The 19102-nt window shown below is 36.2% G+C and carries 17 protein-coding genes; 15 read left to right on the forward strand and 2 right to left on the reverse strand.

Annotation, left to right across the window (positions count from 1 at the left end; all coding sequences use genetic code 11):
* The first annotated feature begins 10 nt into the window (after positions 1-10).
* From rnhA to AR685_RS07825, 10 genes are all read left to right on the forward strand, one after another.
* On the forward strand, positions 11-487 hold the full coding sequence (gene rnhA, locus AR685_RS07780) for a ribonuclease HI (RefSeq protein ID WP_059124227.1): 477 nt from the start codon (positions 11-13) through the stop codon (positions 485-487).
* Between the two features lie 170 nt (positions 488-657).
* Positions 658-2907 carry a lectin-like domain-containing protein gene (locus AR685_RS07785; protein ID WP_059124228.1) on the forward strand — a complete coding sequence of 750 codons (2250 nt, stop codon included), beginning with the start codon at positions 658-660 and terminating at the stop codon, positions 2905-2907.
* A gap of 230 nt (positions 2908-3137) precedes the next feature.
* Positions 3138-5405 carry a T9SS type B sorting domain-containing protein gene (locus tag AR685_RS07790; RefSeq protein ID WP_059124229.1) on the forward strand — a complete coding sequence of 756 codons (2268 nt, stop codon included), beginning with the start codon at positions 3138-3140 and terminating at the stop codon, positions 5403-5405.
* A gap of 128 nt (positions 5406-5533) precedes the next feature.
* Positions 5534-6163, forward strand: coding sequence for an NAD(P)H-dependent oxidoreductase (locus AR685_RS07795; protein WP_047443132.1), 630 nt, complete (start codon positions 5534-5536; stop codon positions 6161-6163).
* Between the two features lie 30 nt (positions 6164-6193).
* Entirely contained in the window at positions 6194-7771 is a 1578-nt protein-coding gene (gene nadB / locus AR685_RS07800) for an L-aspartate oxidase (protein WP_047443133.1), read from the forward strand.
* 18 nt (positions 7772-7789) lie between these two features.
* On the forward strand, positions 7790-8650 hold the full coding sequence (nadC, locus tag AR685_RS07805) for a carboxylating nicotinate-nucleotide diphosphorylase (RefSeq protein ID WP_047443134.1): 861 nt from the start codon (positions 7790-7792) through the stop codon (positions 8648-8650).
* A 211-nt stretch (positions 8651-8861) separates the two neighbouring features.
* On the forward strand, positions 8862-11507 hold the full coding sequence (locus tag AR685_RS07810) for a TonB-dependent receptor (RefSeq protein WP_047443135.1): 2646 nt from the start codon (positions 8862-8864) through the stop codon (positions 11505-11507).
* 90 nt (positions 11508-11597) lie between these two features.
* Positions 11598-12029 carry a hypothetical protein gene (locus AR685_RS07815; RefSeq protein WP_047443136.1) on the forward strand — a complete coding sequence of 144 codons (432 nt, stop codon included), beginning with the start codon at positions 11598-11600 and terminating at the stop codon, positions 12027-12029.
* A 31-nt stretch (positions 12030-12060) separates the two neighbouring features.
* Positions 12061-13053 carry an aspartate-semialdehyde dehydrogenase gene (locus tag AR685_RS07820; protein WP_059124230.1) on the forward strand — a complete coding sequence of 331 codons (993 nt, stop codon included), beginning with the start codon at positions 12061-12063 and terminating at the stop codon, positions 13051-13053.
* A 209-nt stretch (positions 13054-13262) separates the two neighbouring features.
* Positions 13263-14258 carry a cation diffusion facilitator family transporter gene (locus AR685_RS07825; protein WP_047443138.1) on the forward strand — a complete coding sequence of 332 codons (996 nt, stop codon included), beginning with the start codon at positions 13263-13265 and terminating at the stop codon, positions 14256-14258.
* A gap of 56 nt (positions 14259-14314) precedes the next feature.
* Here AR685_RS07825 and AR685_RS07830 read toward each other — a convergent pair whose 3' ends face one another.
* The gene (locus tag AR685_RS07830) at positions 14315-14761 is read right to left on the reverse strand and encodes an exosortase F system-associated membrane protein (protein ID WP_047443139.1); all 447 of its coding nucleotides are present in this window, start codon (positions 14759-14761) and stop codon (positions 14315-14317) included.
* Positions 14748-15278: an exosortase family protein XrtF gene (gene xrtF, locus AR685_RS07835; RefSeq protein WP_059124231.1), complete on the reverse strand. Its 531-nt coding sequence runs from the start codon at positions 15276-15278 to the stop codon at positions 14748-14750. Before xrtF ends, AR685_RS07830 begins: the two co-directional genes overlap by 14 nt.
* Positions 15279-15328: 50 nt before the next feature.
* On the opposite strand from xrtF, the gene AR685_RS07840 reads away from it, so the two are divergent.
* From AR685_RS07840 to AR685_RS07860, 5 genes are all read left to right on the forward strand, one after another.
* Positions 15329-16354 (forward strand): aminoglycoside phosphotransferase family protein, encoded by a 1026-nt coding sequence (locus AR685_RS07840; protein ID WP_047443141.1) that lies wholly within the window; start codon positions 15329-15331, stop codon positions 16352-16354.
* A gap of 184 nt (positions 16355-16538) precedes the next feature.
* Positions 16539-16949, forward strand: a complete 411-nt coding sequence (locus AR685_RS07845; protein WP_047443142.1) for an RNase adapter RapZ — start codon at positions 16539-16541, stop codon at positions 16947-16949.
* A gap of 92 nt (positions 16950-17041) precedes the next feature.
* The gene (locus AR685_RS07850; RefSeq protein ID WP_047443143.1) at positions 17042-17755 is read left to right on the forward strand and encodes an NDP-sugar synthase; all 714 of its coding nucleotides are present in this window, start codon (positions 17042-17044) and stop codon (positions 17753-17755) included.
* Between the two features lie 6 nt (positions 17756-17761).
* Positions 17762-18514 carry a TIGR00730 family Rossman fold protein gene (locus AR685_RS07855; RefSeq protein WP_082002089.1) on the forward strand — a complete coding sequence of 251 codons (753 nt, stop codon included), beginning with the start codon at positions 17762-17764 and terminating at the stop codon, positions 18512-18514.
* A gap of 59 nt (positions 18515-18573) precedes the next feature.
* Positions 18574-19044 carry a DUF6702 family protein gene (locus tag AR685_RS07860; protein ID WP_047443144.1) on the forward strand — a complete coding sequence of 157 codons (471 nt, stop codon included), beginning with the start codon at positions 18574-18576 and terminating at the stop codon, positions 19042-19044.
* Positions 19045-19102 lie beyond the last annotated feature (58 nt).

Here is a 19102-nt window from a genome sequence, read left to right on the forward strand (position 1 = left end):
CCTTAAAATTTTGAGAATCGAAATCTATACAGACGGTGCATGCAGTGGAAATCCCGGAAAAGGCGGATATGGAATCCTTATGAAAGTTCCTGAAAAAAATTATCAGAAAACATTCTCGAAAGGTTTTAGAAAAACAACCAACAACAGAATGGAATTACTGGCAGTAATTACCGCTTTAGAAAAACTGAAATCCACAGAAAATGACATTCACGTATTCACAGACAGCAAATACGTTTCCGATGCCATTAATCAAAACTGGCTTGCCGGATGGATTAAGCGAGGCTGGAAAAATGTAAAAAATCCTGATTTGTGGAAACGCTTTGTGATACTTTACAATCAGTATCAACCAAAGATGCATTGGATAAAAGGCCATGCAGGGCATTTTGAAAATGAACTTTGTGATAAATTGGCTGTAACAGCCGCTAATGCTACGGATCTTGAGATTGATTCATTTTTTGAAAATATAGACAGCAATTCTTTATTTTAATGAATAGATTTTGAATCATTCTAATTTCACATTATTTATTTTAATTATTCCTTTACGATTTTTAAAATATTTTACCATATAGATATAATTTTTTACAAAATTAACATTATATCAATATTTATTGATCAGGATTTAATATCTTTACACGTCTAATTATAAAATCCTAATAGATGAATAAAAATTTATTATTTTATTTTACCATACTATTATTTTGCTTTTCAGGGAAATACCACTCTCAAACTTATCAGCTTGCAGGAACCCCCTTCACAACGACAGGTTGGACAATGGTTGCTCCTACCATAGCAAGTACTGACTTTATCCAATTAACTCCAGACACTAACAATCAATCAGGATCAGTAAGGCTGAACGATCCTATTAATTTGAAATTTTGTGATAAGTGGCGAGTAGAATTCGATTTCAGAATGGATTCTAATCAGACCGCCAATGGAGATGGTCTTGCATTTTGGTACTTAGCAAATCCTCCTGTAGCAAGTGTATTGGGTTCAGGCTTAGGAGTTTCACAAAATGCTGTTGGTCTCATCGTAGGTTTCGACACTTACAACAATACGACTACAGCAGTAATGAGTAAAGTACACGTTGCTTACGGACAAGTCGCTAACACAACAGATAACAATAATGTAGAATTTTTCAATGTAGCTGGAAGCTCTTTTCATTCTCCTGATCTTAATACTACTTTACCTTTTCAGGGAGCAACTTACAAGCATGTCGAAGTGTCAGCACAGGTTAACACGCTTTTTCCCACACAATGGATAATAGAAATAAAAATTGATGGCACTGTAATCTGCAATCAATCTTTTGCCCCTTCAGGAGCTTCTGGTACAATGACGAATGGATATTTTGGCTTTTCAGCTTCCACAGGAGGAAATAGATCAAGACATTCAATTAAAAACGTAAAGATATACACAGATAAAGTAAGCATTTTACAACCTTCTGTAACACAAACATACTGTCCAAATCCTACAACGGGAGCTGCAAGTGCCAATTTAACTTTATTCAATTCACAATTTGTAGCCACACCTTCTAATTATACGTTTACATATGCTGTAGGGGGAACTACCATAACCAACCCTACCAATTATCAGTTCAGCGCAAACACAACAGTGAATGTATTTATTAAAGACAATACCGGCATATTGTGTGATAACCCTGACGGGCAAATTCAGCTCTCGCTGTCACCTTTTACAGCGAACAACTCAACGATTTCTGAATGTAACAACAATAATTCAACAACAGCAACCTTTAATCTTACTACCGCAAACGTAAGTGCTGTACCCGGTATTATAAAAAAATATTACCGAACTATGGCTGATCTTAATGCTGGAACCAATGAGATCACAAACCCAACAGCTTTTGTATCAGGACCAACCATCGTTTATGTAAAAGTTACCACCCCTCAAGGATGTAGCGGCACTGCGCAGATTACCCTAAATTTTCTCCCCCTTCCTGTCGTTACTGATGGAAATCTACAAGCTTGTGCCATTCCAACAAATCCAACAATAGGTGTCTTTGATTTGACGTCTGCTAGTGTGACTACAGAAGCAAGTATAACTAAAAAATTCTACACCTCTTTAGCAAATGCGCTAGCAGGAACAAATGAAATTCCAACTCCGATTCTGTATACTTCTGTTAGTACAGACGTATATGTGAAAGTAACTGCGATTAGCGGATGTTTTATTATTAAAAAGATTACTTTGAAAGTAATTCCTCCAGTAAGATCGACCGTTTTAAAAGATAAAATCATCTGTATTGATGACAGAACAAGCCTAGATGCCGGCACCGGTTTTGACGGATACGAATGGAGCACAGGAGCAACTACACAGTCAATACAAGGCGTACCAGTAGGATCGTATTGGGTAATTTTAAAAACAGGAAACTGCTACTTTATGCAAACTGTAACAGTAAAAGCAGCCTCTAATCCTGTAATTGCAAGTCTGGATATTACAAACAACACAATTACAGTAAATGTGCAAGGCGGAACAGCTCCTTACCGATACTCTTTAGATGGCATTACTTGGCAGGATTCTAATGTTTTCACAGGATTACCAAGAGGCGAAAACAAGATATTTGTGAAAGACTTTTACAACTGTGACCCAATAGAAGTTCAAGTTACAGTTCCTAATCTTTTGAATGCGATAACACCTAACGGAGACAATATAAATGATTTTATCGACTACACTGCTTTGGCATATAAGAAAAATTTAATTTTCATTGTTTATGACAGATATGGAAACAAAAAATTTGAAGCCGACAAAATGAGAAACTTTAAATGGGACGGTACTTCCGGTGGGAAGAAAATCCCTACAGGTACCTACTGGTATAGTATCTCATGGAACGAAAACGATAAAAACAACACCCAAACCAAATACAATGGCTGGGTACTTGTCAAAAACAGAGAATAATTCTAAACAAAATCACTCCAATTTTTGGAGTGATTTTGTTTTAGGTTAATTTCAATGAAAAATTTAATGCATTTTGTTATTTACAACGAATTTTATACAAAATAATCATTAAAAATACAAGGTTTATAAAGAATTCAGTTCATTTGCAGATAGTGTTAAATACAAGTAACATTTAATGAATTGTATTGTAACAACAATATTAAAATAATACCATAACCAACTTAAATAAAATGAAGAAAACACTACTTTTTTATTTTTCAGCAGTCCTTTTATTTTTCTATCAAAACAATTCCGCCCAAACGTATCAACTGACAGGAAACCCCGTCAACACCACCGGCTGGGATATCGTTCCTTCAGCAACAGCACCTAATGATTTTGTACAGCTTACCGCAGACCAGACTGGGCAATTTGGTGCAATCAAACTTTCAAATCCGATCAACTTAAAATATTGCGACAAATGGAAAGTGGAATTTGACTTTAGAATCGATGGAAACGGAACTACTGCCTACGGACGAGGCGACGGATTGACCTTCTGGTATCTTTCAAATCCTCCAACAACATTTACAACAGGAGGAGGCTTGGGAATTCCGGCAAATGCCAACGGATTGATGGTGGCATTTGATATCTTCAACAATTCTACGGAAGGGCAGATGAGCAAAGTACACCTCCTTTATGGAACTAATAGTACTCCTGCAGGAAACCCTAACATCGAATACAATATGGCAGCAGGAAGTACATTTCACTCACCTGATCTGCAGGCTACACAACCCTTTGTAGGAAGCACATACAAACACGTTGAGGTAAACGGACAAGTTGACCCCGCGAATATTAACAACTGGATTATTCAAATTAAAATAGATGGAATAATAATTACCAATCAATCGTTTGCGCCTTCAGGAGGAGCCATTGGTATGACAACCGGATATTTTGGATTTTCCGCAGGAACGGGAGCAGCGAGCGCAAGACATTCAATTAAGAATGCTAAAATTTTCATTGACAAGGTTCCAATTTTACAAAATACCATTACCCCATTTGTGTGTACCAATCCTTCTACAGGAAACGGTTTTGTTGACTTGACTTCTTATGCGAACCAGTTTGTTAACATCCCCAGCAACTACATCATTACGTATTATGTATTAGGAAGCTCTACACCAATTGCTACTCCTACTAATTTCCAGTACTCAGGAAACACAACGATAACCGTAGTGATTAAAGATCCATCTTCAACTCTATGCGATAACGGCGATGCAAGGATTATTTTAAACCCAACTCCGTTTGAAGCAGTGGACGCTTCGATGACAAGCTGTAATAATAACAATGCAGGTGTTGGGATATTTAATTTAAATGACGCCGCCGTCACCACGTTACCAGGAGTTACAAAGCAGTACTATCCTACTTTAGCAGATTTAAATGCAGGAACTAATCAGATCACAAACTTTGCAGCCTTTCCTGCAGCACAAGGAACAACTATTCATGTGAAGGTAACTACTGCGCAAGGCTGTGTAGACAATGCAATCATTACCCTAAACATATTTCCGGTTGTCGTTGTGAATGATGCAACATTGAGGGCTTGTGCGGAACCATCCAATCCTTCCGTAGGAATTTTTAATCTAATCAATGCCAACGTAACCACACAAACAGGAACAACAAAGAAGTACTACCCTTCACTAACCGACGCCGTAAACGGAACAAATGAGATTAATAATCCCACAACATACACAGCTCCAAACGGTGTAGTGTACATAAGCGTATTCGATAGCAATGGATGCTTCACAGTTGCTAAAGTGACTTTAATTGTAATCCCACAAGTCTTTTCTACAGTTTTAATTGATAAAGTAATTTGTATTGAAGACAAAACAACTTTAGACGCAGGACCTGGATTTACCGGATATCAATGGAGTACAGGCGCAACAACACAAACTATCACCAACATAGGAGTGGGAACATATTGGGTAAAATTGAAAACGGGCGACTGTACCGCTACGCAGACCGTAAAAGTATATGCCTCAGAGCAACCTGTTGTCTCATCAATAGATATTTCTAACACAACAATTACCGTCAATGTAAACGGTGGAACTCCTGCATACCAATATTCTTTAGACAATGTCCATTGGCAGGATTCTAATGTTTTTACCGGAATTTCAAGAGGAATGCACAAAATTTACGTAAGAGATGTTTATGACTGCGAACCTATTGTAGTGAATGTCACAGTTCCGAATTTAATTAATGTAATAACGCCTAACGCAGATGGGCAGAATGATTTTATCGATTATTCTGCATTATCAGATAAATTAGATTTAACCTTTAGTGTTTTCGACCGATATGGCTCTAAGCTTCATCAGGGAGACAAAACCAACAGATATACCTGGGATGGAACTGCCAACGGCAGAAAAGTTCCTACAGGAAGCTATTGGTATTCCGTAACATGGAACGAGAATAATAAAAACAAAACTCCTGTTAAATTCTCGGGCTGGATTATGGTGAAAAACAGAGACTAATTTTTTTCATATTTAATTATATTGATACCACTCCCATTAAAAGGAGTGGTTTTTTTATTAGAAAATTTAAAAATAGAATTTCGGCACAAAACTCTCTTTATTCATATTCAATTCTTAAATTTGTCTTTATGAATTATTTGGAAGCTTTAAGCAGAAGATATTCTGTGAAAAAATTTAACCCCGAAATGATCATTCCTCAGGAGAAACTTCTCAATATTTTGGAGTCGGGTAAACTGGCGGCAAGCTCTCAGGGACTACAGCCCTATAAAGTATTCGTCGTTGAAAGTACAGAAATGAAGGAGAAACTGATACCTGCTTTTTATAATCCCTCTCAAATTTCTACATGTTCGCACCTTGTTGTTTTAGTATCCAAAAAAGATATGGAAGAAACGTACCTCGACGGATATTTCAATCACATATCTGAAGTACGTGAACATCCTGTGGAGGACTTAAGTTTATTTAAAAAAAGCATAACCAATCATTTCAGCAGACAAGAACATGATGACATTCTGAATTGGGCAGAAAAACAAGCTTACATAGTTTTAGCTAATTTAATGTACGCTGCAGCGATAGAAAATATAGATACATGCCCGATGGAAGGTTTCAGACAAGAACTCATTGAAGAAATTTTAGATATCAATCCTGAAAAAGAGAAAGTAACTGTTACATTGGCACTTGGCTACCGATCGGAAGAAGATCAGTTCCAGCACATGAAAAAAGTAAGGAAACCAAACGAAAAATTGTTTAAATTTATTTAATTATTTAGACGATTGTCTTAAAGCAAGAATATGATAAAAGCGGATGTATTAGTGATTGGCTCGGGGATTTCCGGACTTTCTTATGCCATAAAAGTTTCAGAACAGTTTCCCGATGCCAAAATAATCATTGTAACAAAATCTGACGAAGACGAAAGCAACACAAAATACGCCCAAGGCGGTTTGGCCGTGGTCACAGATTCTAAAAATGATAACTTCGAAAAACATATCGAAGATACCATGCGAGCCGGTGACGGCGAGAACAAACGCGATGTTGTAGAAATGGTCGTAAGAGAAGCGCCCGCAAGATTTAACGAAATAGTTGAATGGGGCGCCAATTTTGACAAGAAAAATGGAGAATTTGCTTTAGGAAGAGAAGGTGGACACACAGAAAACCGAATCGTACACCATAAAGACATCACCGGTTTTGAAATTGAAAGAGCTTTGCTGGAAACTGCAAAAAGCAGTCTCAATATTGAAATCCTTGACCATCACTATGTCATCGACATTATCACCCAGCACCACGTTCCGGGAAAAGAATTGAATGAAGGTGAAATTAATTGCTACGGTGCCTACATTTTAGATGAAAAATCTAAATCGATTAAAAAAATTACATCAAAAATCACTTTAGTTGCCACAGGCGGAGCGGGTCATGTTTACAAAAACACCACAAACCCTGTCATTGCAACCGGAGACGGAATCGCTTTCGTTGCCCGTGCTAAAGGCAAGGTAACCAATATGCAGTATTATCAGTTTCATCCAACCGCATTGTACAGCAAGCTTGACGGAATGTTATTTTTAATTTCGGAAGCAGTACGTGGTGATGGTGCAAAACTTAGAACCAAAAAAGGTGAAAAATTCATGCATAAATATGATGAGCGTGAAGAGCTAGCTTCCCGCGATATCGTCGCAAGAGCCATCGATGCTGAAATGAAAGTTACAGGTGATGAATTCGTAGGTCTCGACTGCAAAGAGATGAACCATGAAAAATTTTTGGAACATTTTCCAAATATCTATAAAAAATGTAAAGACGAAGGAATAGATCCTTTTACTCAACTAATTCCTGTAGTTCCGGCTTGCCACTATTTAATGGGCGGGATTGAAGTAGACAAAGACGGACAGTCATCTCTCAACAATTTGTTTGCTGTAGGAGAATGCACCAATTCTGGACTGCATGGTGCCAACAGACTGGCTTCAAATTCTTTATTAGAAGGTTTGGTTTTTGGCCATAATGCCGCAATGAAAACAGTGGAACTGCTCAAAGAAAATAACTTTAACTTCGATGACTTAAAAGCCGTTCCTGAATGGAATGAAGAAGGAATGAAAATTATTGACGAAATGGTAATCGTTTCTTACCTCAGAAAACAGCTTCAGGAAATGATGAGCGACCTAGTAGGAATTGTAAGGAGCAACAGACGTCTCAAAATGGCTTTGCAAAAACATCAAGAAATCGCAGCTGCCGTTGACGAAATTTACCACTACTCTATTTTATCACCTCAACTTTCAGAATTACGAAATCTGACAACCGTTGCTCATCTAATTATTACCCAGTCCATGGAAATGACACAAAATAAAGGTGCATTTTACAATAAGGATTTAGCGCAAGTATAATTGATTACTAAGAACATAATGAAAAGACCAAACTACGCTACAGATAAAGTTTTAAAACAATTCATCAAAAATGCTTTAGAAGAAGACATTCAGGATGGAGACCACTCTACCCTGTCTACAATTCCTAATGATTTGGAGCAAAGTGCCAAACTTTTAGTGAAAGAAAACTGTATTCTTGCCGGAGTTGAGTTAGCAGAAATTATTTTCAAGCAATTTGATAAAAATTTAAAAATAGAAAGATTCATCAAAGACGGTGAAACGGCAAAGGTCGGAGATGTAGCATTTATTGTCACCGGCAGCGCTAGATCTATATTATCTACAGAAAGACTTGTTTTAAACTGCATGCAGAGGATGAGCGGTATCGCAACACTTACCCAGGATTGGGATTCTAGATTAATCGGTACTAAAACCAAGCTGCTGGATACACGAAAAACCACTCCCAACTTCAGAGTCTGTGAAAAATGGGCTGTTGCCATTGGTGGCGGAACCAATCACAGGTACGGCTTGTATGATATGATTATGCTAAAGGACAACCATATTGATTACAACGGAAGCATCACCAATGCTGTAAAGATGGCGAAGGATTACGTAAAAAAATCTAAGAAAAAACTTAAAATAGAAGTTGAAACGCGCAATCTTGATGAAGTACAGGAAGCGATTAACGCTAAAGTCGACAGGATCATGCTAGACAATATGGATGTTGCCACGATGAAAAAGGCAGTTAAATTAATCAACGGATCATGTGAGAGTGAAGCTTCAGGAGGAATTACACGAGATCAACTGAAAGAAATCGCAACTACAGGAGTTACGTACATTTCTGCGGGAGCATTGACACATTCCGCCAAAAACATAGATTTAAGTTTAAAAGCTGCTATGTAAAACATTGTATTTTTAACAAAAACTACGGCCTTTTTTTAAACATTAAATAATATGATTTTTTTCACGTTAAGACTTATAAATTTACACAAAGCTGATATACAGTCACTTAAACGCTATTAAGACTGATTAAAAATTAACATTGAGTTAATAATAGTTAAAGTTTTTTTACCGAATTTTGCATAAAATTTAATTCTAACTATTACTTACGATTATGAAATTAATCAACAAATCGATGCTAACTGTGATGATCTCACTTTCTACAGCTAGCGTTTATTATGCACAACAGACTCAGGACACGACCACAAAGTCGAAAGAGATTGAGGAAGTTATTTTGCAAGGTGTTACTGACATTGCAAAAGACAGAAAAACACCAGTTGCTGCTTCAACTATTAAGGCTGCACAAATCATCGAGAGATTAGGTAACCAAGAACTTACTGAAATTTTAAACACTACTCCATCAGTTTATGCTACAAAATCAGGTGGTGGATTTGGAGATGGTGGTATTACCATGAGAGGTTTCGAATCAAGAAATATTGCTGTTATGGTAAACGGTATGCCTGTCAATGATATGGAGGGTGGAGCAGTATACTTTTCTAACTGGACTGGTCTTGCTGACGTTACAAGTTTCATGCAGACACAGAGAGGCTTAGGATCATCTAAATTAGGAATTGCTTCTGTAGGTGGAACTATGAACTTTATCACTCGTACTGCTGACATGAAAAAAGGCGGTGTAGTAAGATTAGGTGTAGGTAATGATGATTATTTAAAAACTTCATTTGCATACAATACCGGTAAAAGCGATAACGGATGGGCTTCATCATTCTTAATGAGCAGAACTGCTGGAGGTACCTATATTGAAAATACAGACTTTGAAGCATATGCATACTATTTTGCATTAGGATGGGAAGCAAACAAAAAGCATAATTTCCAGTTTACTTTGACTTCTTCTCCACAGTGGCATGATCAAAGAACATTTGCTCCTACAATTGCAAATTACATAAAATTCAATCCAGATAACGACGGCTCTCCATACAGACAATACAATTCTGACTTTGGGTATAAAACAGGTGCAAATGGTGATAGATATGCTATTGCAAACAGATCAAACTATTACGCTAAACCGGTAATGATGGTAAACTGGGATTGGACGATGAACGAAAAATCAAAGTTAAGTACTGTACTTTACATGTCTAATGGTAGAGGCGGTGGAACTGGCGAATTGGGAAGAGTTGCTAACAAAGGAATTACTGGTTTCTATGATACTACAGGGCATTTTGATTATGATGCGATTTTTACAGCCAACCAAGCTGTTAACCTAAACAACCCTGCGACCCCAGCTAATAGCACATTGATTCGTAGAGCAAGTATTAATTCTCATAACTGGTATGGAATATTAGCTAACTTCCAACATAAAGTAAACGATAATTGGAGTTTCTCAGTGGGAACTGATGACAGATACTACTATGGATATCATTACCAAGTAGTCTCTGATCTTTACGGTGCTTCAGGATACAAAGAAAACAAAAACGCCAATGTAGCTCCTTATGTAGCAAGTAATATTTATGATTATAAAAAATTATCTTGGAATCCATTCGGAGGAAGTACAGCTCCGATAACAGATCAAGTAGGTTACAGTAATGACGGTGAAGTACTTTGGTATAGTGGTTTTGCTCAGGTAGAATATACTAAAGATAATTTATCTGCATTTGTACAAGGATCAGTATCAAATCAATCCTACCAAAGAATCGACAACTTCGTAAAAGACGGTGTTACCAGACAACCTAACGCAACGACAGGGCAAATAGTTAACACTAAAACAGGATTTAAAGATTTATTTGGTTACAACATAAAGGGTGGAGCTAACTATAACATTAGCGACTATCATAATGTATTTGCAAACATCGGATACTACAGCAAGCAGCCGTTTATGAACTCTGTATATCCTAGCAACTATCAAGTATTAAATCCTACTTTGACTAATGAGAAAATTTTCTCAGCAGAAATTGGATACGGTTTCAGATCACCAAAATTAACTGCAAATGTTAACTTGTACAGAACTGAATGGAAAGATAGATGGTTAAGAAGAAGTAATCAAGTATTCAACGTAGCAGATCCATCAGCACCTGGAGGAATTGCTCTGGTAAATGGCTACTCAGAAATCAGTGGTATCACTCAGCTTCACATGGGGGTTGAATTCGACGCAGTTTACAAACCTTTCCAATTCTTAGAATTCCAAGGGATGTTATCATATGGTGATTATCAATACAAAGGTAATGCTGTAGGAGCTAATTTTGATGACAATAACAACCCAGTTATTGTAGCAGGAAACAGCACTAGTAACACTTTATACCTTGATGGAGTAAAAGTAGGAGGAAGCAGCAGCAACAGTATTCCTCAAGTAACCGCATCATTGGGAACTACAGTAAGACCTGTAAAAGACTTAAGTATTTATGGTACTTGGAGATATGTTGGTAAATTGTATTCTTCTATAGATGCAGCAACCTTTACTACTGTTGCAAATCAAGAAAGAGGATCTCTTCAATTACCAGACTTCAACTTGTTTGACATCGGAGCATCATTTAAGATTAGATTAAAAAACACAGCTCAATACTTCACAGTGGGCGCTAACGTTTACAACTTATTTGATACAACTTACATTGCAGACGGAGCAACAAACAATTTCGTTAAAAATGTTGGAGACTTCAAAACTCCTACTAATACGGATGCACAAGCACAAGCATTGTATAACACTTACATCAACAATCCAGCAAATTTCTACAAAGGAATTGATACTTCAAACAGAGTATTCTTTGGATTTGGAAGAACTTGGGCAGCCAATCTTTCTTTCAACTTCTAATAATTTAGAACTTATTAAATACCAAATCCCAGCTTTATCGCTGGGATTTTTTTTATATTTGTACACTTAATAAACAGAAAAAATAGAAATATGGATCTTTACAAAATTTTACTGAGCGCGCACAAAGGTTTCGGCTATCTGGAGCTCGCTTTAACGTCTTTATTTATCATCGCACTCTTGACTGTAATGTTCGGATACAGCGGTAAAGTAAATAAATTCCTGAAAAAAATTACACTCTTTACGATGATCTTCTTTCACGTACAGTTCCTAATAGGTATTGTTATGCTGATCATGAATTTCACAAAAGGTCTAGACATGGGATCGGTAATGAAAAATGCTGACTTAAGATTTCAGTATGTAGAGCACCCTTTTTCTATGTTAATCGCTGCTGTTTTGATGACCATCATCAATAAAAAAGTAAAATCTAATGACACTATTTCTTTAGGAATCGTGATTATGGGATTAATCGCAGTAGGTTTATTTGCATTTGCATTTCCATGGACAAGAGTCTTTGGAGCTTAATTATATATTAACTTAATTTTTTTAAACAACAATGAAAGTAGCTGTAGTAGGTTCAACAGGAATGGTTGGACAAGTGATGCTTAAAGTTCTCGAAGAGAGAAATTTCCCTGTAACTGAATTAATTCCGGTAGCTTCGGAAAGATCTATAGGTAAACAGGTGAAGTATAAACAGGTAGATTATACTATCGTAAGCATCGACGACGCTATAGCTGCCAAACCTGATATCGCAATCTTCTCTGCAGGAGGTTCAACTTCTTTAGAATACGCACCGAAATTTGCCGAAGCTGGAATTACCGTTATCGATAATTCTTCTGCCTGGAGAATGGATCCCACTAAGAAATTAGTTGTTCCTGAAATCAACGCAGACGTTTTGACGAAAGAAGATAAGATTATTGCCAATCCAAACTGTTCTACGATTCAGTTGGTAATGGTTTTAGGTCCTTTGAATAAAAAATATGATTTAAAAAGAGTTATCGTCTCTACATATCAGTCTGTTACTGGAACAGGAAAAGCAGCAGTTGATCAGCTGAATGCTGAAATTGCAGGTGATGATTCTGTTGCTAAAGTATATCCTTATCAAATCTTCAAAAATGCATTGCCTCACTGTGATGTATTTGCTGATGATGATTACACGAAAGAAGAGATTAAATTAATGAAGGAGCCTAAAAAGATTTTGGGCGATGACACATTTAATTTAACCGCAACTGCAGTAAGAGTTCCAGTACAGGGAGGTCATTCTGAAAGCGTCAACATCGAATTTGAAAACGAATTTGAGCTTGACGAAGTGAGAAGAATCTTATCTGAAACTCCGGGAGTAATTGTAATGGATAATGTGAAAAACAACGAATATCCAATGCCATTGTACTCAGAAGGAAAAGACGAAGTTTTCGTGGGAAGAATCCGAAGAGACCTCTCACAGCCAAAAACGCTCAACCTCTGGATTGTAGCAGACAACTTGCGAAAAGGCGCTGCAACCAACGCAGTACAGATTGCAGAATACTTAGTGGCAAACAACTTAGTATAAACTAACAAAAAAGAAAAGAGTCTCCAAAAGAGATTCTTTTTTTTATCGAATAAAAAAAGCTCTTATCCATTAGCTTATTGCTTACGATTGTAGTTTAGTGAAATTTTGTCTACCAATCCTGAAGTGAGCAAAATTTCTTTGAAAACTCCTCAGAATTACACCCTTTAAAATTTTGAAGAGTTTTTAATAATATCCATAAGATCAAAAAAATGTCAACAAAAAATGCCAATCAAGATAAAATAGGTTTCCAAAGGTTAATAGCTGCATTTGGAATTATTTTATTTGTCGGAAAAATCATCGCATGGAAACTTACAAATTCCGATGCCGTATTTTCTGATGCTATGGAAAGTATCGTAAATGTTATCAGTGCTTTTATGGGATTGTACTCTTTACATTTAGCCTCAAAACCGAAAGACGAAGACCATCCTTATGGTCACGGAAAGGTAGAATTTGTAACAGCAGGAATAGAAGGTGCGCTCATCGCCATCGCAGGAATTATGATCATCTATGAAGGCATCAACAGTTTGGTGACGGGAAGAGTCTTAAAAGGTCTCGATTGGGGGATTAGCATTATTGTAGTTACGGCAGTTATCAATTATTTATTAGGATATATATCGATAAAAAAAGGAAAAAGAGAAAACTCATTGGTACTTATTGCCTCTGGAAAACATTTACAGTCAGACACTTTTACGACATTAGGAGTGGTGGTGAGTTTAATCGTCGTATATTTCACAAGAATCGACTGGATCGATTCCGTTGTTGCTCTGCTTTTCGGATTCTACATCATATTTGTCGGGTACAAAATCGTCCGAAAATCATTAAGCGGAATTATGGATGAGCAGAATCCCGAACTTCTCAACAGCATTATTGACCTATTAGAAAAAAACAGACATACAGAATGGATCGACGTGCACAACATGAAAATTCAGCAGTTCGGAGCTTCCCTACACATTGATGCGCACATTACCCTGCCTTGGTATTACAGCCTCCGCGATGCCCATAACGAAATGGAAAAAGTCATCCTCCTTCTAGCCCGAAACACAAAAAGAACAGTCGAATTTAATTTTCACATGGATGACTGCAGACCTATCTCCTGTCCGGTTTGTCAGATTATGGATTGCCCGGTTCGCGAACAACCTTTTACAAAAAAAATAAAATGGACTGCCGAAAATGTGACCAGAGTTGAAAAACATACCATTAATTAGTTATTTTCCATTACACATTATAGCATTTTATAGGAATTAAAACTCAGATATTCAGTTTACAAACCTTGGTTGCTCCTCAGTAAAATCTGCTTTCTGTAATAAAACAGCGGTACAATCAAAAGCAGGATCAAAGGCTGAATTACAAACCTCCGCATGTAAAAAGAAAAAAGATATCCAATTTCAAACCGATCGTGAATACAGTAGAGGTAAATAGGAAAAGTGATTGCAAAAATAATTATGATCAAAATTGCTCCCTGTACCGTCCACTCTTTATTTTTAAACAAAAAATGAATGATTACACATGAGAATAAAAGATTTAGAGTAAATCTGAAAACATGACTGAGAACCAATTGTACCCACTCAAATTCAGGAAAAGCAATATTTTTATTTGCCTCATGAAAATAATTCAAAAATGGATCGTAAAAGATATGATCTTCTAGCATTCTCACGCCAACAAGGCCGCACAGCCCTGTGAATATTAAAAACCAACTAAGAATTTTCATTTTTTAAAGCAAAAAATTTAATCCAGATCAGCCAGAGAATTACCACGCTGCCATAAATAACAGCTGGAAAAAGGTAATCATGAGCAATTTTATTATACTGTGGATAATCGCGGGTTACAATATTGAGTCCTACAATTCTCAAAACATTCATCGCGTAGAGAGCCACAAGTCCGGCCACTGCAAAAACGAAAGTTTTAGTTCCTTTAAAAAAAGCAAAAACAAAAGACAAAAAAAGAATCATGACTGATATTGCATTACATCCTTCTACCATTCTCGTTACGTATTTGTTCTTCACATAATAATACACCTGTTCATTAGCAACATCATCGTACAACAGCGTAGGAAAATTTAATTTATTCTGAAGAAACATCACGTGCTCCACAATCATACGCGAAAAAGGATCAAGCCCTAGTGCGCTAAAACTGTTCAGATAAAACTGATAAGCCAATAGCAACACCACATAAATGATGATGAAGCGCAACAAAATTCCCAAAACAGGCTTAAAGTCCTTTAGCATTTCACAAAGATAAAAATTCGGGCGTAAATTACTATATTTGTTACCATATTATGACTTTTGAATACGCAAAAAGATTTTTTGAAAACCATTTTGGCGAAAAATCAACGGAATTTGTCACTTTAGCTCAAAGCGGTTCTGCGAGAGTTAATTTTCGGGCGAAAAATCAAAACGGAACATACATCATTACTTACAACGAAAATGTTCGTGAAAACGAGAGCTTTTTCTATTTTTCTGAACTTTTCTCATCTTTTCACCTCAATACCCCGAAGATTTATACCGTTTCTGATGACAGAAAATTGTACATTCAGGAATATCTGGGAAATCATACCCTCTCCGAGATTATTTTCAAAGAAGAACAATCAGAAAATGTGAAATCTTTGGTGGAAAAAGCTTTAGAAAAACTTTTTCAGACTCAGACTCAGACTCAGGATCATATTGATTTTACACAGACATTTGAATACGAAAGTTATGATGAACTTCCTATTATACATGATCTGTATTACTTTAAAAATTTCGTTGCTGATGTTTTAGAGCTGGAATATCATAAATCTTCACTTTTAAAAGAATTTAAAGAGCTCGTCAACCTCATCGAAAATCTTGAGCCAAAAGGACTGATGATTCGTGATTTTCAGGCCAGAAATATTATGGTGAACGATGAGAATGAAGTTTCATTCATTGATTATCAATCAGCAATGAAAGGGCCTTTGATGTACGATGTGGTTTCTTTTCTATTTCAGGCCAAAGCCAATTTTTCTGAAAATTTTAAAAACGAAATGCTTGAATTTTATATTCAACAGTTTGAAAATAAAGAAATTCAATATCAACTAAAAAACTCGGTTAAGCCAATTCAACTGATGAGGTTCTTACAGGTTCTAGGTGCGTATGGTTTCCGAGGACTGATCCAAAGAAAGCCACATTTCATCGGCAGCATTCAAAAAGGAATTGAGAATATTACATTATTTTCAAACAATTGGGAAGAAATGAAAAATTATCCTGAGTTGAAAAAAGTAATTGATCAATTGAGTCTTGACATTACAAAATCTAAAATTGATCAGATATTGAACCATAACGATTAGACGCAAAGTTTGTCATTCCTTGGAATGTCAAGAGTCGAATGTTCGTAATAAAGCTTAGATCAATATAGAGATCAAAGATTGAATGAAGTCAATGAAAGAGATGATTTAAATTTTTAATAAAAATCATTGATAACGAAATCATAATTAACCATTATTTATCAACCAACAATTATAAAAAATAAATATGCTACACATAGACATCCACAGTTTTTCATATAAAAAAGGAGGAATACCCAAAGACGAGTCCGGTAACGGAGGTGGTTTTACCTTCGACTGTCGCGGGATTCTAAACCCAGGAAGAGTGGAAGAATATAAAATCCAGACCGGAAATGACATCGGTGTACAGGAATATCTTGAGGCAAAAACAGACATGCCTAAATTTTTAGAATTGGTGAAAAGCATGGTTTCCATCAATATTGACAACTACTTGGGAAGAGGTTTTGAAAATCTTCAGATTAATTTCGGATGCACTGGCGGACAACACAGATCGGTATATTCAGCAATAAAAATCGCCCATTTTATCGAAGAAAAATACGGAAATCAGGTAGAAGTAAGTCTTCATCACGACGAACAGCACCAACTGAATAATAGGTAATCTGTAATGTACAATAAATAATATCAGTAGCTTCGCTGGTATTATTTATAACATTTAAATTACTCATTACCAATTACACATTACCCATATTTATGAAGGCATTAATTTTTGCAGCAGGAAAAGGAACACGTCTGAAACCCTTTACAGATCATCATCCGAAGGCATTGGCTAAGGTAAACGGAATTCCACTTTTGGAAAGAAACATCACCTATCTTAAAAGTTTTGGGATCACAGATTTCGTGATCAACGTACATCACTTTGGTAATCAGATTGTAGATTTTTTGAAAAAAAATGATAATTTCAACTGCAAAATTGAAGTTTCAGATGAATCCGACGAACTCTTGGAAACTGGTGGAGGTTTGATTTTTGCTAAAAAATTCCTAGATCACGGCGAAGATTTTGTGATTATGAATGCCGATATCCTAACTGACATTAATATCAATAATTTGGTAGAATACCACAAGAAGATCAAAGATTTTGCTACATTAGCAGTGTCAGACAGAGAAAGCTCAAGAAAATTATTATTCAATGATGATTTGGTTTTGAGAGGATGGCTGAATGTACAGACCGGAGAACAGCGATTAGCAGAATTTAATAAAGGATTCAAGCCTTATGCTTTCAGTGGTGTTCATTGTATAAATCCGATCATTTTTGACAAAATTAAGCGAACAGGCAAATTTTCTGTAATGGAAGAATATCTGGATCTGATGCAGACCGAAAAAATTCACGGTTTTCTGCATAACAGCATCCTGATTGATGTGGGAAGGCCGGCATCTGTAATAGAAGCCGAAAAATATTTTAAATAGAAAACAATGGGAAGTGAAGGAAACAGGGATGAAAGTTTACAAAATCCTGAATTAGATATTAACGAATCAATTTTACACAATAGTTTCAGACAGAAAACATGGGATGAAATTGTCACCAAAGACAGCTGGATGGTTTTCAAAATCATGGCAGAATTTGTGGATGGCTACGAAAGAATGGCAAAAATTGGTCCCTGCGTTTCTATTTTCGGATCGGCAAGACTAAAGCCTGAAAGTAAATATTACCAAATGGCAGCAGAAATTGCTGAAAAAATCACCAAAATAGGTTTCGGAATCATCACCGGAGGTGGTCCTGGAATTATGGAAGCCGGTAATAAAGGAGCTTTCAATGCTCAGGGAAAATCTATTGGATTAAATATTGATTTGCCTTTTGAGCAGCATTTTAATCCTTATATCAACAAAATGTACTCACTGAATTTCGATTATTTCTTCGTAAGAAAAGTGATGTTTGTAAAATACTCTCAAGGATTTATCGTGATGCCCGGAGGTTTCGGAACGTTGGATGAATTGACAGAGGCGATTACCTTAATTCAAACCAACAAAATCGGAAAGTTCCCAATCGTGTTAGTAGGATCTGAGTTTTGGGAAGGTTTACTGGGCTGGTTTAAAGATACTTTATTAAAAGAAGGAATGATTGCTACTGATGATCTTGAGCTTTATCGTGTGGTAGATACGGCAGACGAAGCTGTGGAACATATTAAAGCTTTTTATGAGAAATATGCAGTAAATGTCAACTTTTAATTGGCATTATATTTGAGCAATCTACATTTACTAAGATGATTAACAATCAATAAACTAAGATGAAAAAATTTTTATACATATCAGGTCTTCTATCACTATTTGCACTCATGAGTTTCATGGCGGTAGATTTCTTCTCATCAATGACGAAAGTTGATTATATTGAGGGAAGCAAAACACTGAAGTTCACAACAAAAATGAATACCAGCCATATTTCGGATGCCATCAAAATCAACCGCAACACGGCAGGTTTCGAAGCCGAAGTAAAGAAATATGTAAACAATAATTTTGATGTTTATGTAAACAATTCTCCCAAAAATTTAACTTTCACAGGAAGTCAGGTAAGTGGAGAAACAGTATGGGTATATTTTGAAACAAGCGGTGTTTCGGACATAAACAGCTTAAAAATTAAAAATACTATTCTTTTAAGCGCCTTTCCGAAACAGATCAATTTAGTCAACATTGCGTATAAAGGAAATCAGAAAACAATGAATTTTCAACGTGGAAAGGAAGTGAATGAGGTTTCGTTTTAATTAGAATTTTTAGTTTAAATAATATAGCCACTGCTTATTGCGGTGGTTTTTTGTTTTC

It is taken from the genome of Chryseobacterium sp. JAH (genome assembly GCF_001507335.1).
Lineage (GTDB): Bacteria > Bacteroidota > Bacteroidia > Flavobacteriales > Weeksellaceae > Chryseobacterium.

What these genes read in the sequence shown, in the direction of transcription:
- AR685_RS07795 (WP_047443132.1), top strand. Translation starts at nt 5,534, where the DNA reads ATGAATTATTTGGAAGCTTTAAGCAGAAGATATTCTGTGAAAAAATTT.
- AR685_RS07845 (WP_047443142.1), top strand. Translation starts at nt 16,539, where the DNA reads ATGCTACACATAGACATCCACAGTTTTTCATATAAAAAAGGAGGAATA.
- AR685_RS07810 (WP_047443135.1), top strand. Translation starts at nt 8,862, where the DNA reads ATGAAATTAATCAACAAATCGATGCTAACTGTGATGATCTCACTTTCT.
- AR685_RS07825 (WP_047443138.1), top strand. Translation starts at nt 13,263, where the DNA reads ATGTCAACAAAAAATGCCAATCAAGATAAAATAGGTTTCCAAAGGTTA.
- AR685_RS07855 (WP_082002089.1), top strand. Translation starts at nt 17,762, where the DNA reads ATGGGAAGTGAAGGAAACAGGGATGAAAGTTTACAAAATCCTGAATTA.
- AR685_RS07860 (WP_047443144.1), top strand. Translation starts at nt 18,574, where the DNA reads ATGAAAAAATTTTTATACATATCAGGTCTTCTATCACTATTTGCACTC.
- nadB (WP_047443133.1), top strand. Translation starts at nt 6,194, where the DNA reads ATGATAAAAGCGGATGTATTAGTGATTGGCTCGGGGATTTCCGGACTT.
- AR685_RS07790 (WP_059124229.1), top strand. Translation starts at nt 3,138, where the DNA reads ATGAAGAAAACACTACTTTTTTATTTTTCAGCAGTCCTTTTATTTTTC.
- xrtF (WP_059124231.1), bottom strand. Translation starts at nt 15,278, where the DNA reads ATGCTAAAGGACTTTAAGCCTGTTTTGGGAATTTTGTTGCGCTTCATC.
- nadC (WP_047443134.1), top strand. Translation starts at nt 7,790, where the DNA reads ATGAAAAGACCAAACTACGCTACAGATAAAGTTTTAAAACAATTCATC.
- AR685_RS07830 (WP_047443139.1), bottom strand. Translation starts at nt 14,761, where the DNA reads ATGAAAATTCTTAGTTGGTTTTTAATATTCACAGGGCTGTGCGGCCTT.
- AR685_RS07815 (WP_047443136.1), top strand. Translation starts at nt 11,598, where the DNA reads ATGGATCTTTACAAAATTTTACTGAGCGCGCACAAAGGTTTCGGCTAT.
- AR685_RS07850 (WP_047443143.1), top strand. Translation starts at nt 17,042, where the DNA reads ATGAAGGCATTAATTTTTGCAGCAGGAAAAGGAACACGTCTGAAACCC.
- AR685_RS07840 (WP_047443141.1), top strand. Translation starts at nt 15,329, where the DNA reads ATGACTTTTGAATACGCAAAAAGATTTTTTGAAAACCATTTTGGCGAA.
- AR685_RS07820 (WP_059124230.1), top strand. Translation starts at nt 12,061, where the DNA reads ATGAAAGTAGCTGTAGTAGGTTCAACAGGAATGGTTGGACAAGTGATG.
- AR685_RS07785 (WP_059124228.1), top strand. Translation starts at nt 658, where the DNA reads ATGAATAAAAATTTATTATTTTATTTTACCATACTATTATTTTGCTTT.